The sequence below is a fragment of the Rothia sp. CCM 9418 genome (assembly GCF_048512825.1).
GTDB lineage: Bacteria > Actinomycetota > Actinomycetes > Actinomycetales > Micrococcaceae > Rothia.
This window is the reverse complement of sequence record NZ_JBLXXX010000003.1, coordinates 69004-82917: the sequence shown is the minus strand read 5'-3', so window position 1 is coordinate 82917 and position 13914 is coordinate 69004. Positions and strand designations below refer to the sequence as shown.

General features: G+C 45.1%; 15 protein-coding genes. 11 read left to right on the top strand and 4 right to left on the bottom strand.

Translation table 11 applies throughout. The features are described 5' to 3' along the window. Positions 1–8 precede the first annotated feature (8 nt). The 8 genes from ACN083_RS04950 (at position 9) to ACN083_RS04915 (ending at position 8098) form a co-directional block, all read left to right on the top strand. A complete protein-coding gene (locus ACN083_RS04950; RefSeq protein WP_419101726.1) occupies positions 9–1100 on the top strand; it encodes an FKBP-type peptidyl-prolyl cis-trans isomerase in 1092 nt (363 codons plus the stop codon). 36 nt (positions 1101–1136) lie between these two features. After that, on the top strand, positions 1137–1535 hold the full coding sequence (locus ACN083_RS04945) for an FKBP-type peptidyl-prolyl cis-trans isomerase (RefSeq protein ID WP_419101725.1): 399 nt from the start codon (positions 1137–1139) through the stop codon (positions 1533–1535). A gap of 209 nt (positions 1536–1744) precedes the next feature. Further along, positions 1745–2035, top strand: a complete 291-nt coding sequence (locus ACN083_RS04940; RefSeq protein WP_419101724.1) for a hypothetical protein — start codon at positions 1745–1747, stop codon at positions 2033–2035. Next, positions 2028–2282 carry a Sec-independent protein translocase subunit TatA gene (tatA, locus tag ACN083_RS04935; protein ID WP_419101723.1) on the top strand — a complete coding sequence of 85 codons (255 nt, stop codon included), beginning with the start codon at positions 2028–2030 and terminating at the stop codon, positions 2280–2282. Before ACN083_RS04940 ends, tatA begins: the two co-directional genes overlap by 8 nt. Positions 2283–2379: 97 nt before the next feature. Further along, positions 2380–3243: a twin-arginine translocase subunit TatC gene (gene tatC, locus ACN083_RS04930; RefSeq protein ID WP_419101722.1), complete on the top strand. Its 864-nt coding sequence runs from the start codon at positions 2380–2382 to the stop codon at positions 3241–3243. Between the two features lie 87 nt (positions 3244–3330). Next, positions 3331–6156 carry a DEAD/DEAH box helicase gene (locus ACN083_RS04925; protein ID WP_419101721.1) on the top strand — a complete coding sequence of 942 codons (2826 nt, stop codon included), beginning with the start codon at positions 3331–3333 and terminating at the stop codon, positions 6154–6156. 6 nt (positions 6157–6162) lie between these two features. Then, positions 6163–7260, top strand: coding sequence for a hypothetical protein (locus tag ACN083_RS04920; protein ID WP_419101720.1), 1098 nt, complete (start codon positions 6163–6165; stop codon positions 7258–7260). An 88-nt stretch (positions 7261–7348) separates the two neighbouring features. Next, positions 7349–8098, top strand: coding sequence for a polyprenol monophosphomannose synthase (locus ACN083_RS04915; protein ID WP_419101719.1), 750 nt, complete (start codon positions 7349–7351; stop codon positions 8096–8098). A gap of 127 nt (positions 8099–8225) precedes the next feature. On the opposite strand, the gene ACN083_RS04910 is transcribed toward ACN083_RS04915, so the two are convergent. The 3 genes from ACN083_RS04910 to ACN083_RS04900 all read right to left on the bottom strand — a co-directional run bounded on the left by ACN083_RS04910 (position 8226) and on the right by ACN083_RS04900 (position 10274). Further along, positions 8226–8567, bottom strand: coding sequence for an RNA polymerase-binding protein RbpA (locus ACN083_RS04910; protein ID WP_419101718.1), 342 nt, complete (start codon positions 8565–8567; stop codon positions 8226–8228). Positions 8568–8691: 124 nt separating this feature from the next. Beyond that, entirely contained in the window at positions 8692–9777 is a 1086-nt protein-coding gene (locus ACN083_RS04905) for an SPFH domain-containing protein (RefSeq protein WP_419101717.1), read from the bottom strand. Positions 9778–9818: 41 nt separating this feature from the next. Then, positions 9819–10274, bottom strand: coding sequence for an NfeD family protein (locus tag ACN083_RS04900; RefSeq protein ID WP_419101716.1), 456 nt, complete (start codon positions 10272–10274; stop codon positions 9819–9821). Between the two features lie 332 nt (positions 10275–10606). Between ACN083_RS04900 and ACN083_RS04895 the strand changes: the two genes are divergently transcribed. Further along, complete coding sequence (locus tag ACN083_RS04895; protein WP_419101715.1) at positions 10607–11008, top strand: DUF3054 domain-containing protein; 402 nt, start codon at positions 10607–10609, stop codon at positions 11006–11008. 90 nt (positions 11009–11098) lie between these two features. On the opposite strand, the gene trpD is transcribed toward ACN083_RS04895, so the two are convergent. Next, on the bottom strand, positions 11099–12148 hold the full coding sequence (trpD, locus tag ACN083_RS04890) for an anthranilate phosphoribosyltransferase (protein ID WP_419101714.1): 1050 nt from the start codon (positions 12146–12148) through the stop codon (positions 11099–11101). Positions 12149–12376: 228 nt separating this feature from the next. Between trpD and ACN083_RS04885 the strand changes: the two genes are divergently transcribed. Further along, positions 12377–13015: a cytochrome c oxidase subunit 3 gene (locus ACN083_RS04885; RefSeq protein WP_419101713.1), complete on the top strand. Its 639-nt coding sequence runs from the start codon at positions 12377–12379 to the stop codon at positions 13013–13015. Between the two features lie 72 nt (positions 13016–13087). Then, complete coding sequence (locus tag ACN083_RS04880) at positions 13088–13882, top strand: c-type cytochrome (RefSeq protein WP_419101712.1); 795 nt, start codon at positions 13088–13090, stop codon at positions 13880–13882. Positions 13883–13914 lie beyond the last annotated feature (32 nt).

The window sequence follows — 13914 nt, the reverse complement described above, 5'->3', positions numbered from 1 at the left end:
CATATTTCGTGCCTAAGAAAATTGTATTAACTACTGCCGGAATCGTTTTATCTTTAGCGTTGTCTGCCTGTTCAGGCGGAAGTGATAATAACCTAGATAAGGTATCTTATGATCTCAAAGATGCGACAGCCGCTCCTTCGGTTTCTTTTGCGACTCCTTTTAGCGTGGGGAAAACTGAAACGCACCTTATTTCGGAAGGTGATGGAGATTCAGTAAAAGACGGAGATACGTTGCTGATCCAAGCAACAATTTTTGACGGTAAAGAAGCTAAAGAGCTTGGTACAACCTATGAGTCAAAGCCTCTGATGATTTTGGTGGGAGAAAAGCTTAAAGAGAACGCGCCAGAACTATATTCGATGCTAACAGAACACAAAGTAGGTTCTTCTTTCTCCTATTCAACAAATGTTGTTAGCTCTGAGTCAGGAGCATCTCCTTCGACTGCTCCTGCTGATTCACCAACTAATGTTGAGGTGTATACCGTCGTTCAGAAGCTTCTCCCCGAAGCAACTGGAAAGGCGCTGGATAAAAAAGACTGGAATAAAGCTTTAGAGTCTTTTGACATTGCAGATAGTGGCGCTGGTGTCATCAAACTTAAAGATGACCGTGGAGATGCTCCTAAGGAACTTGTTACACAGGACCTCATTGAAGGTTCAGGGCGTACCGTTGAGAGTACAGACCAAGTATATGTCAAGTATGAGGGCGTCCGTTGGGAAGATGGGAAGTCCTTCGACGGCAATTATAACGGTGATCCTTTAGACATCTCATTGGGCGGCGTTATTAAAGGCTGGAAAGAAGGACTATCTGGTCACAAAGTTGGTTCTCGTGTGCTTTTGATTATTCCGCCTGAGCTTGCTTATGGGGAAAATCCAGCAAGTGGTGCTCCTAGTGGCGCTCTCGTTTTTGTTGTCGACATTCTTGGAGCTATGCCGACGCCAGAAGCTGTTATCGCTCAGCAGAAGGCCGCTGAAGAAGCTCATCAGAAGGCAGAAGAATCAAAGAGCGATGAAACGCCAGCTCCTGCGGAATCAAAAGCTGAAGCTCCAGCGGAGAACGAACCCACTCCGGAAGCCTCTACGCCTGAAGAATCACCGGCTCAATAAAAATCTTTGAATAATTAACAGAGGAGAAGGATTATTATGTCTTTTGGTAAACGCGAACTCGATCGTACTAAACCTGAAATTGATTTCCCTGCCAATGGCGCCCCAGAAGAACTGGTCATCATTGATCAAATTATTGGAACAGGCCCCGAGGTTGAGGCAGGAAACGCTATTTCTTGCCACTATGTGGGTGTTGCTTTTTCAACGGGTGAAGAATTCGATGCTTCCTGGAATCGTGGCACTCCACTAGAATTCCGTGTTGGTGTCGGTCAAGTTATTCAAGGCTGGGACCAAGGACTACTGGGCATGCGCGTTGGAGGACGACGTCGTTTAGAAATCCCCGCTGAACTTGCCTACGGTGAACGTGGCGCCGGTGCCGCTATTGCGCCGGGGGAGTCCCTCATTTTTGTTGTAGATCTTTTAGACGTTCGTCAATAATTTTAGGAGGTCCCATCTTGAGAGATAGCGTTTCAGATGGGGTCTTTTAAAAACCTTAAGCAAACTCCACGGTGTTTTAGGCAGTGTTTTTACGGTTTTAGCCGTAAATGGTTTATATACTATGAAATATGCCTTGGTGGTTTTGGATAGTTTTATGGAGTGTCTTAGTTCTGGTATCAGTTCTTTGGCTGGCATTTCACGCCTACCGAATGATTCTTAAAGGAGCTTCGGCTTTTGAAGAGTTTTTACGGTTGAGCGATAACTGTGCTAAAACCTGGGAGGAATCTGCTGCTACTGCTACTCGTTTAGTGAAACGTACATCTCCTCCGGCTATTTTTACGCCGGTATCTGAGAGCTACGCTTCGTATGAGCAAGGTAAGAAACAGCGTCAACAAGAACGAATCTCGCGTAGAATACAGAAGCGAGATACACTCGGTCAGCCACAACGCGTGGGCGACCTCTATCGAAACACACGAAAGGGTGCTGATTCTCATGGGTAGACTATTTGACAGCCCGGTACACCTCCTCATCTTGGTGGTTGTTATTCTTCTAGTTTTCGGTGCTCCTAAGCTCCCTGGAATGGCTCGTAGCCTTGGCCAGTCGATGCGCATCTTCAAATCAGAAGTTGAGGGCATGAAGAAAGACTCTAAGAAGAATGCAACTCCTACTGCTACTTCTGAAGATGAGGTTGTAAGTGGCGAAGTGATTGATAACAAGCCTTCACATACTGAATCTGAGACAAAATAAAGAGAGCTGCTTCTAACTAGTAGACCCGCGCCCCTTTACTCTGTATTGAGGGTGCGGGTTTACATGGTTGTGCTGGTACAAGTTTTTTAGGGTAAGAATGGCACGGGAACATAGTCGTAAGAATAATCCTCAAGCAAATATGGAGTTGAAGGAGCATATCCGCGAATTCAAAAACCGAGTCATTAAATCTGCGGTTGCTACCTTATTGACGACTATTGCTGGTTTCTTTCTTTATATGCCTTTTATCGAGGCAATCTCTGTTCCTATACAGGAGCTGCAAAAAGAGGGCCGTTTAGCTTCTTTGAACTATGACACCATCCAATCAGGCTTCGGTCTTTTGGTGTCCGTATCGTTATATATTGGCATTGCTCTTGCCTCTCCTGTATGGCTATACCAGCTTTGGGCTTTTATTACTCCTGCCCTGTATAAAAAAGAACGTCGCTATGCTCTAGGCTTTATTTTTAGTGCTGTACCGATGTTTGTTTTAGGGCTCATTGTTGCGTGGTATAGCTTCCCTGGCGTGGTAACAGCTTTCACGTCGTTTACTCCCACTAACGGCACTAACGTGATGACAGCAGAAATATACATATCCTTCCTCGTGAAGTTTATGCTTTCCTTTGCTTTGGCTTTTGTGACTCCTGTTATTCTCGTTGGTTTAAACTTCATCGGTCTGCTATCTGGTAAGACCGTGCTCAAATCTTGGCGTTGGGTTGTTATTTTTATTGCAACAATTTCTGCAGCTACAGCTCCTGGCAATGACGTTGCTACCATGTTCTATCTTGCTGCTCCATTGATTGTTTTCTTCTTTATCGCAATTCTTATCTGTCTATGGTCAGATAAGCGTCGAGCTAAAAAACAAGCAAAACTAGCACAAGGACTCACTGATGAGGAACTCAATAGAGCTACAAGCGCTGAAGAGCTTGAACGCTTGGGACGTGAAGAGCCTACTACCCAAGAATAAAATCATAATATTGAAATAAAAGAGGGGTGAACGAGAATCGTTCACCCCTCTTTGTTTCAGATGCGATAGGGTAGAAAACAACACTGATTGACTCACACAGGCTGTTACGTTGTAGAAAATGCGCCATCCTACGACGTCACTAAAAATATGATGGAGAAGATGATGGATAATGGCAGCTTTAACCTTTTAGACGATTTTGCTCATACGTTGAACTTCCCGCTGGATGGTTTTCAGCGAGATGCGTGTATGGCGATTGAACAGAATAAAAATGTTTTGGTTGCTGCTCCTACTGGTGCGGGCAAAACACTTGTGGGTGAATTTGCTATACATCGTGCACTTCATGAGAGGAAAAAGGCGTTTTACACGGCTCCTATTAAAGCTCTCAGCAACCAGAAGTATCATGATTTAGTGAAAATCTATGGTGAGGATGCTATTGGGCTACTTACCGGCGATACGTCAATTAATTCTGAAGCGCAAATTGTCGTGATGACAACTGAGGTACTTCGAAATATGCTGTACGATGATTCTTCTACCTTGGAAGAACTCGGCTATGTGGTGATGGACGAAGTGCATTACTTAGCTGATCGTGCGCGCGGTGCTGTGTGGGAGGAAGTGATTATTAACCTTCCTGAAGATATTCTTCTAGTGTCTTTATCAGCAACGATTTCAAACGCTGAAGAATTTGGAGATTGGTTAGATACCGTCCGCGGAGAGACTCAAATTATTGTTTCTGAGCATCGTCCCGTTCCTCTTCTGCAACATATGATGGCAGGCGGAGAACTTTTTGATATGTTTGCTGATGAGAAAGATCCTCGTTTAGCAAAATATCGTTCTGCACAAGAAACGTCTAAAGGGTATGTTATTAACCCGAGGCTACGTCAGCTAAAGTCTTCTCCTCGAAATAGTCATTATGGACGTGGTCGCCACGGCTATAAATCTGGGTATTCTCGTCATCCGCGGACGATACCGGGGCGAATTCCTCGTTATCAAATACTCCAGAATTTAGATAAGAATGCTCTTCTTCCAGCTATTTACTTTATTTTTTCTCGTAATGGTTGTGATGACGCGGTCAAACATTGCATTGCGCGAGATGTACGTCTTACAACAGACCGAGAACAACATAAAATTTTAGAGTACGTGACTGAAGCTACTCGTCATCTTGACCATTTAGATCTCCAAGCGTTAGATTTTTATAGCTGGAAAGACGGTCTTCTTCGCGGAATTGCTGCACATCATGCTGGCTTATTGCCGTTATATAAGGATGTTGTGGAAAAACTCTTTTCTCAAGGTCTGCTTAAGGTTGTTTTTGCTACAGAGACTCTTGCTTTAGGTATTAATATGCCAGCACGTTCTGTTGTTCTTGAAAAGTTAACAAAGTTTAATGGAGAAAACCATGTAGATATTACTCCTGGACAATATACACAGTTAACCGGGCGTGCTGGACGTCGAGGAATTGATATTGAAGGTCATGCTGTCGTGATATGGAAACGCGGTCTAGACCCTGACCATGTTGCATCACTTGCTTCGAAAAGAACCTATCCCTTGGACTCTTCTTTTAGCCCTACCTATAATATGAGCGCTAATTTAGTAGCACGATTTGGAACCTACGAAACCAAGAAAACTCTCGAATCGTCCTTCGCTCAGTTTCAGGCCGATAAGTCTGTTGTGGGGGTAGCTCAGCGTGTACGTAAAAATGAGCGCGCCTTAGCGGGATACCAGAAATCATTATCGTGTGAACGTGGTGACTACTTTGAATATGCGCAATTGGTACGTGCTGTTAGAACGGAGAAGAAGAATCTTGAGAAGAGACGTCGTAGCTATATAAAAGCTGTTGCTCTTGAATCTTTAAAATCTTTGCGTTCTGGAGACATTATAGAATTGCCCGGTGGACGTTATCGCGGTTATGCAACAGTTCTTCAATGTAGAGAAGCCCGAGACGGTGTTCTTGAAGTTGATATTATCAATGAGAAAGCTCAGCATAGAGCTTTACCTAGCTCTAAAGTTGAGGCTCCCATCGAACCTGTTTCTTATGTAAAGATTCCGCGTAAGGTACGGGGTCGAAGCGTTAAAGAGCGCCAAGATATTGCATCTCGTATGAGAACTGCTCTATACGAGGGGCGTCCTCCCCGCCGGGATACTTCGTTGTCATGGGAAGGCTTCCCATCTTCTGACAAGCTAGAAAATTTGCGTCAGCAAATGCAGGAGCATCCTTGTCACGAGTGTCCTGACAAGGAAGAACACGCCCGTTGGGAAGAACGTTGGCGTAAACTTGACGCTACCACTCAAACTCTTCGTCGGCAGATTGATACGAGGACTAATACCATTGCTAAGGTCTTTGAGCGTATTACTAGGCTACTTGAAGATTATGGGTATATGTATCATGATGAACATGATTATTATTTGACAGAAGCCGGAGAGAACTTACGTCGTCTGCATGGAGAGCGGGAGTTTTTGCTATCTCTTTGTTTAGAGGACGGTTTCTTAGACGGATTGGATTCTGCCGCGACTGCTTCTGTCATATCGGCTGTGGTATATCATTCAAAGAGTGGGGAATACGTACCGTTAGAGAAGTACCCGCACCGCTCTATCGAGTTATCTCTCCAGAAAGTGTATTCTCATTGGGAACAGCTGAGTTCTTCTGAAAGACGTTCTCGTTTGCCGGTAACATCAGCTCCTGATTTTGGTTTTGTATGGTCTACTTACCAGTGGGCTAGGGGTAAATCTTTATCTGAGGTTCTTGAGCACGCTGATATGTCTGCGGGAGATTTTGTGCGTTGGATGCGTCAGGTCATTGATGTTCTTAACCAGATTTCTCATGTTAGTGTTTCGGACGTTCAGCTTCGTACTCAGTGTGAAGCTACAGTTCTTTTGATTCGTCGTGGTGTTGTCATGACTGAGCTTGAGGGACGGTAGGTAAAAATGTCTTCTTCTCTTCTTTTATGTCATTCTGGTTTAGTTCATACCCCTGTTGATCCCGAAGCGACAGCTGTTCTTATTGACGGTGCAAATATTGAGTGGGTAGGTTCAGAAGCAGGGGCGCGTTCTCTTTACGATAGTCGGATGCAACGCGTCGATATGGGTGGACGCCTTTTGTGCGCGGCTTTTAGCTTGGGGATGGCACGTGTTTCTACCGTTATTGAGGCTGAAACGTTAACGAGGCATTTATTAGAGCACGGTTATGGGGGAGTTACTTATAATGTTCCTGCCGATATTTTTGATGAGGTGTCTTCTCTCTTATCTAGAGTAGGGGTACACGGATACCTTTATTGTGAAGTTAACTCTTTAGGTGAGGTTGAATCTTTATCTAGGGGAGTTGACCGTATTTCCCTGTCTGCTACCTGTTTGGAACTAGAGGAAATCCTTGAGGTTGCAGCTTCGAGAAACTATCACCTTTCAGTACACGTTGAAGGAGAAGGCGAATATCAACCTTTCATCAAGCGTTTAGTAGACCAAGAACTACACCATTTCCCTTCAATACGCTGTGACGGTGTTCGCTATCTGAGCCAAGAATCCATCATGCAATGCGTAGAGTATAAAATTTCTTTAGGCTTTACTTGCTACGTTAATGAAGACGTCCATCGTTCATTATCTGCCGCAATTTCTTCAGGTGCAGTTACTTTCTGCGGTTCTGATCCGAATTCTTCTATGCCTGAAATTTTAGGATGGAATTTAATCCATCAATTCATGGAACACAACACGCCTGAGATTTCTGTGACATCACGTGGCATGTTTCATACATTAACTCGTAGCGTGTATCGCAGCTTAGGGGAGCCCTCAAGCTTTCATGGGCAGCTGGTCCCTTCTACGCCGGCGGATTGTGCTTTGTGGGAGATTACTTCTCTTGAATCACCCCAGAACCAAGGAATAGCGCAGAATTGGAGCACCGATCCTCGTTCTCGAGTTCCTTCTTTGCCGTACCTTCAGGAAGCGAATTTGCCAGTTTTATCGTCGCTATATATTGGCGGTCAGCTTATTTTGAGTAAATCGTCTGCAAAATCATGGCCTAGGCTCACCTAAAACTACCAGAAGACCTGTGTGAGAACTTATATACTGGTATCTGAATTTTTCAAAGCGCTCTTTTAAAGCGCACAAGGAGTAATGGCTAATGCGTGTATTGACGGTGATTCCTACATACAACGAAAAAGAGAACCTTCCTGTTGTTGTAAGGGAGCTTCGTGCAGCAGTTCCAACCTGCCATATTTTAGTGGTAGACGATAATAGCCCTGATGGTACTGGTGATCTTGCTGATGAGATTGCTGCTAAAGATTCTCAGGTTCATGTATTGCACCGTGCTGTCAAAGACGGTTTAGGTGGAGCATATATCGCTGGTTTTAAATGGGGTCTTAGCGAAGGGTACGATGTCCTTGTTGAGATGGATGCAGATGGGTCTCACCGCCCAGAACAATTACCTGCGCTTCTCAAAGCCATTGAAAATGGTGCGGATTTAGCTATTGGCTCTCGTTACGTTCCTGGTGGAAAGACTGAGAACTGGCCTATTCATCGTCAGATTTTATCTCGTGGCGCAAATCTTTACACCAAAATCATTTTAGGTACAAAGATTAATGATATTACTGCCGGGTATCGTGCTTTCCGTCGAGGGGCGATTGAACGTTTGCTTCTAAACGATACAGATTCTAAAGGATACGTTTTCCAGGTTGATCTTGCATGGCGAGCAGAACAAGCTGGACTCAATATTGTTGAAGTTCCGATTACTTTTGTTGAACGTGCTATTGGCACATCAAAGATGGATAGTTCCATCATTCTTGATTCGATGACCAAAGTGACAGGCTGGGGGCTAACTTCTCGTTATGAGAAGGTAAAACAATTGGCTGGTTCTTTGCTCGGTAAATCATAAGACATTTGCTATCAGGTGTGATGCGAGAAGTCGTCGTATCACACCTGATGCGTTAAAGATGATGGGGGGTGTTTCGTCACTAACTAGTGACGAAACACCCCCCATCATCTTTGGCTATAGAGGCTTTCTAGGAAAGCGAATGACGTTGTCTATAGTAGTCGATACGTTGCTGGAGGGTGTCTTCTAACTCCTCAATACTGCGACGTTCTAGAAGCATATCCCAGTGTGTGCGAACTGGTTTTTCCTGGGATTCCTCTTGATCGCCTTCACCGTTGACGAGGTATGCTTCATCTCCAGATTTTGCAGTCCACGTTTGGGGAATGTCGGCTTCTTGAGCAAAGGTGACAAAAACTCGCTCACCTTTTTCTGTTCGGTATTCAACTCGCTGTCGGGGAGCTGGCTCAACGCCTGCCTCAGTTTCCATCGACTGCGAACCAAGACGCATACCACGTAGGCTGCGATCGCTCATTTAATATCCTCCAAATGTGTTGGCTGAACCTCTATGAGAAAAACAGATAGGGGCGTAAAATATGCTGACTCACGTTAAGTGGGTCAAAGAAACATTATAGACCTTTTCCCTCTGTCGAATCTACCTATGAGGGCGAACCTGGTTTATTTTCAGTGGGAACTTCGATTCCGGTATTGAGTTTATCTAGGTTTGGGTTGAGGTCTTCTGGAGTGACTTTAATGATGTCCGTTTCGACGAGGGGCTCTTCAGCATTTTGTGCAGAAGGCTCTTGAGCTGTTTCTGTAGTGGCCATAGAATTTTCGGTGCTAAAGCTCTTTGGGTCAAAAGCATTTCCTAATCCGCGGAGGGCTTCTCCTAGTTCTGTAGGAATAAACCAGAGTTTGTTTGCATCACCTTTGGCGAGTTTTGGAAGTGTTTGTAGATATTGGTAAGTGAGCAATTTCTGTGAGGGGTTAGCTCGGTGAATAGCGTTAAAGACTTTTTGGACAGCTTGAGCTTCTCCGTCCGCACGAAGGATTGCTGCTTTTGCGTCACCTTCGGCAGTGAGAATTTGAGATTGCTTCTGACCTTCAGCGCGAAGAATTGCCGCACGGGAGTCGCCTTCAGCGGTAAGAATTTGAGATTGCTTCTGACCTTCAGCTGTTAAGATAGCAGCACGACGATCTCGTTCTGCACGCATTTGTTTTTCCATAGAATCTTGGATTGAAGCTGGTGGCTGAATCTCTTTAATATCCACGCGTGAAACACGGATACCCCAACGGCCAGTTGTACTATCGAGCACGCCTCGTAATTCGCTATTGATTTGGTCTCGAGAGGTAAGTGTTTGTTCAAGGTTGAGTCCACCGACGACGTTACGTAGCGTTGCTGAAGTGAGTTCGTCGACTGCGTGGATGTAATTGGTAATTTCGTAGGTGGCAGCTTGTGGGTCTGTTACTTGGAAATATACGACCGTGTCAATTCCTACTACAAGGTTATCTTCTGTGATAACTGATTGCGCTGGAAAGGATACAACCTGTTCGCGTAAATCAATGAGGGGGAGTACGCGATCAATGAAGGGTACTGTGACGTGAAAACCTGGGTTGAGAGTAGTGTGGTATTTTCCGAGTCGTTCAACGATTCCTGCGCTGGCTTGGGGAATGATTCGTACTGCGCGTAAAAGAATAACTGCTACAAGAACAGCAAGTGATGTGAGGACAATTGTTAGCGGCATGGTATGCACAACCTTTCTCTGGTGCGTCTATCGGTGCGGTTTTAGGAGTTATGTTCGCCGATATACGCTGTTGCTCCTTTAATTTTCAAAACATAAGCATTTTGAGAGGGGGAGAAACTTTTATTTTTATCTACTGAACGTGCTGTCCAAGTGTCTCCAGCTAGCTCGACAAGTCCTGAATGTGAAGTTACTTGTTCAAGGATTTTAACTTCTTGTCCGATAAGTCCTGCGGTGTTTGTCGCAATATTTGGGGTGTTTTTATTAAGTCGGTGGATGAGCTTTGGGCGTGCAGCAAGTAAAAGCACAATACTGAGTACCGCGAAGATAAAGACTTGAATGTTGAGTGATTCAGTAAAAAGTGTTGAGGCTGATGTTCCTAAGGCTGCTAATGAAAGCATAAGGAAGAAAAAATCAAGGGAAAGAATCTCGATGATTGCCAGTAGGATGGCTGTGAGAATCCAAAAAGCCCAGAGGTGGTTAGTGAACCAATCAAACATATAAAGCTCCTTTTGCGGTATATCTTCATTATATTCTTATCGGCAAAGAAGAACCTAGTAGTTTTCACTTATACCCACTTTTCTAGATAGCCGATAATCTACATTATGTAAAGTAGATATATTTTTATACTCCCCAACTGTGCACGCGTCGCAACTCTTTGAAGCTTTTTCATGCGATAAACCACCGATGAATAATCTTGACAGACGACCGGTCATAAAACAGCGCTCTACCTGTCTTATGAAAATTAATGACACGACTGTCAATATATCTAAAAACCTTGTTGTGCCAGAGAGATAATGCAGATATATATTTTTATGGAAGGATATTCCTTATGGCCACTCGTTCTCGAACTCGAGGTTCTCTGAACCCTCATCTTAGTACTGCCATCGACATCTTAATGATTCTGTTCTTTGCTGGAATTGGCAGACATAATCACCATGAGCCTTTGTCTGGAACTTTCTTGACCGCTATCCCCTTTCTTTTAGGATTCTTAGCGATTCGTTTTGTTCCATTCGTTAAAGCTCGACCATTCTCCCTTATTTCTGGTGTTGCAATATGGGCTTCTGTTCTTATTATGGGGCATTTATTGCGACTTGTTTTTGGTGGTGGAACAGCATGGAGCTTCTTTATCGTGAGCGCGATTGTCTTAGCATTCTTCTTGGTGGGCTGGCGATGTGTGCTTCTCCTGCTTTCAAAAACAGTTTTTAAACACAAGCGTTGGAGACTTTCCTAAAAAGTTCTTATAAAGTTAAGGCTCTAAGGGTTGCAGGGATGTATCACGCTGCAACCCTTAGAGCCTTAGTTAAACTTTTACTATAAGGTTTTATTTCTTGAAATTAATCCAAGCTTCAAGCTTTTCTTGAGCTTTACCCTCTGAAAGAGTTTCTTGAGCTGTCGCTACAGCGAGGCTGAATCGCTCCTTAAAGCTCGTGAGCTCTCCCGGCGTTTGATACGCCATAAATCCTATTGCTGAGTTGAGGACAACAGCATCATAAATGGCACCCTCACTAATCTTTCGAGACATTACATCTGAAAAAACCTGCGCATTGTAACGTGCGTCCGCCCCGCGCAAATCCTCTAACGGGTGGTATGTCAATCCAAAATCTCGAGGGTCAAATACCTGATGCTTAATCTCACCTCGGTAAATCTCCCAGATATCTGACGGCCCGCTGACCGTAATTTCATCTAAACCATCATGTCCTCTAAATACCAGTGCATGATGGTTTTCTCGTTGCGCAAAAACCCCCGCAATTTTTTGTGCAACATCTTCGCGAGCTACTCCAATAGCTGATGAAGTGACCTGAGCTGGATTCGTGAGTGGTCCAAGAATATTGAAGACAGATGGCACTCCCATCTGCCGTCGGACAGGGGCAACAAAACGCATCGAAGGGTGGAATACTTGCGCAAAAAGAAAAGCAATGCCGACCTCCACGCTGCACTGTTCAATTTCTTCGACGCTTAAATCTAAAGGAACGCCTAAGGCTTCGAGAACATCAGCTGAACCACTAGCCGACGATGAAGCCCTATTGCCGTGTTTGACAACAGGAACTCCACTAGCAGCAATAACAACAGCGGACATCGTTGAGATATTGACCGTATTTTGCTGATCTCCCCCAGTACCAACAATATCTACCGCACGCTGGTTAATCTGCGGATGGACGGCTTTGGACACCATTCCTTGAGAAAGAAGCTCAAGTTCTCGACTACTCTCCCCCTTCATATGTAAGCCCATAAGAAAGGCTCCCATGACGCTGTCGGGAGTTTGTCCTGTCATGATTTGATCCATGGCCCATAAGGCTTGTTCTTTGCCAAGTTCTTGGGACTTTTGTAAAGAGTTGAGAATGGATTTCCATGAGATTGCTGTCTGAGTCATACCCTGATTCTAGAACAAAGAACTCGATGAGCGTTTTTCTTGAGGGCAAAACAGTGCAAATGAGGTGCGCGGCATGAGAGTTACGTCAAGTTTACAGACATCGTGTCGCTATCTTCTGAAGAAAGATTTACCGCAAAACCGCGGAAAATAAGGGTTTTTTGCAACACACCTACTACTTTAAGGCCTAGGTTCTTGGTCTGAACGGTGTTTTACAGACATAATGTCTATGTGACAACTGCAACCCAAACTCCAAGTAAGTCGGCCCATCCGACTCTTAACCGTCCGAACAACGTCGCCGTAGGCACCGTTGTGTGGCTCGGTTCTGAGCTGATGTTCTTCGCCGGACTATTCGCAATGTACTTCACACTACGCGCTTCACGCCCCGACATCTGGGCAGAGAACGTAGTGTTTTTGGAAGTCCCACTAGCTACTTTTAACACCATTGTCTTGGTGCTGAGCTCCGTGACCTGCCAATTCGGTGTTTTCAAAGCTGAGCAACTCAAGCCTCGCCGTACCGGTTCCCTGTTGAACGTCAAGGAATGGGGCATGGTCGAGTGGTTCCTTCTAACCTTCGTCATGGGTGCATTCTTTGTTTCCATGCAGGTTTACGAATATGCAACCCTCGTATCTGAAGGCGTAACCATCGCCTCTAGCGCATATGGCTCAGCGTTCTACATCACCACCGGCTTCCACGCGCTCCACGTGACCGCGGGACTCGTAGCGTTCCTATTCATCATTGGCCGCGCATACGTGGCAAAACGCTACGGTCACTACGAAGCAACGAGTGCCGTTGTTGTTTCCTACTACTGGCACTTTGTTGATGTCGTCTGGCTTGCGCTTTTCGGTGTTGTCTACTTCCTACGATAAGTAGAAAATACGAACGAAAAACCATAGCTCAACAGATTATTCAGCACACACACAACTAAGGAACTATTCGACGTGAAGGCAATTTCTCAGAAGCGGCGTCATCCGCTTGCAGCCCTCGTGTTACTTCTTTTTGCTCTAGTTCTCACCGGTGGCCTCTATGCAGTTGCCACGGCTACAAACGAAGCAAGAGCAGAAACTAAGAACACCTATACTGCAGAACAGGTTGAAGCAGGACAAAAACTCTTTGTCTCCAACTGTGCAACATGCCATGGTGCAAATGCAGAAGGAACTGCAGACGGTCCCTCCCTCATTGGCGTAGGCGCTGCTGCTGTTGATTTCCAGGTAGGAACTGGACGTATGCCTCTGCAGATGCAAGGTCCGCAGGCTCAAACTAAACCAGTACAGTTTAATAAAGAAGAAACTGCTCAACTAGTCGCTTATGTTGCTTCCCTCGGCGTTGGTCCAGCAATCCCCGAAGACGAATATCTCGATGTGTCTAAAGGTAACGCTGCTAACGGAGCTAAAGTCTTCTTAGCAAACTGCGCTATGTGCCACAACGCAGCAGGTGCAGGCGGTGCACTAACTCGCGGCAAATGGGCGCCTTCACTAATGGGCGTCGAAGAAAGCCACATCTACGAGGCTATGGCAACCGGACCTCAGAACATGCCAGTATTCAACGACGCAAACATCACTCCAGAAGAAAAGCGTGACGTCATCACCTACCTGAAGTCTCAGGAATACAACGTCTCCCCTGGCGGCTTCAAAATTGGCTCTCTTGGCCCTGTGGCTGAAGGTCTACTCATTTGGACTGTTGGACTAGGCATTGTTCTAGTATTTACCATCTGGCTAACATCACGTTCTGCTTAAAACAACACACACATAAGATTTCGTACCAAGGA

Coding starts and splice junctions, on each gene's coding strand:
- ACN083_RS04940 (WP_419101724.1), top strand. CDS start 1,745: ATGATTCTTAAAGGAGCTTCGGCTTTTGAAGAGTTTTTACGGTTGAGC.
- ACN083_RS04910 (WP_419101718.1), bottom strand. CDS start 8,567: ATGAGCGATCGCAGCCTACGTGGTATGCGTCTTGGTTCGCAGTCGATG.
- ACN083_RS04945 (WP_419101725.1), top strand. CDS start 1,137: ATGTCTTTTGGTAAACGCGAACTCGATCGTACTAAACCTGAAATTGAT.
- ACN083_RS04900 (WP_419101716.1), bottom strand. CDS start 10,274: ATGTTTGATTGGTTCACTAACCACCTCTGGGCTTTTTGGATTCTCACA.
- ACN083_RS04915 (WP_419101719.1), top strand. CDS start 7,349: ATGCGTGTATTGACGGTGATTCCTACATACAACGAAAAAGAGAACCTT.
- tatA (WP_419101723.1), top strand. CDS start 2,028: ATGGGTAGACTATTTGACAGCCCGGTACACCTCCTCATCTTGGTGGTT.
- tatC (WP_419101722.1), top strand. CDS start 2,380: ATGGCACGGGAACATAGTCGTAAGAATAATCCTCAAGCAAATATGGAG.
- ACN083_RS04895 (WP_419101715.1), top strand. CDS start 10,607: ATGGCCACTCGTTCTCGAACTCGAGGTTCTCTGAACCCTCATCTTAGT.
- ACN083_RS04920 (WP_419101720.1), top strand. CDS start 6,163: ATGTCTTCTTCTCTTCTTTTATGTCATTCTGGTTTAGTTCATACCCCT.
- trpD (WP_419101714.1), bottom strand. CDS start 12,148: ATGACTCAGACAGCAATCTCATGGAAATCCATTCTCAACTCTTTACAA.
- ACN083_RS04905 (WP_419101717.1), bottom strand. CDS start 9,777: ATGCCGCTAACAATTGTCCTCACATCACTTGCTGTTCTTGTAGCAGTT.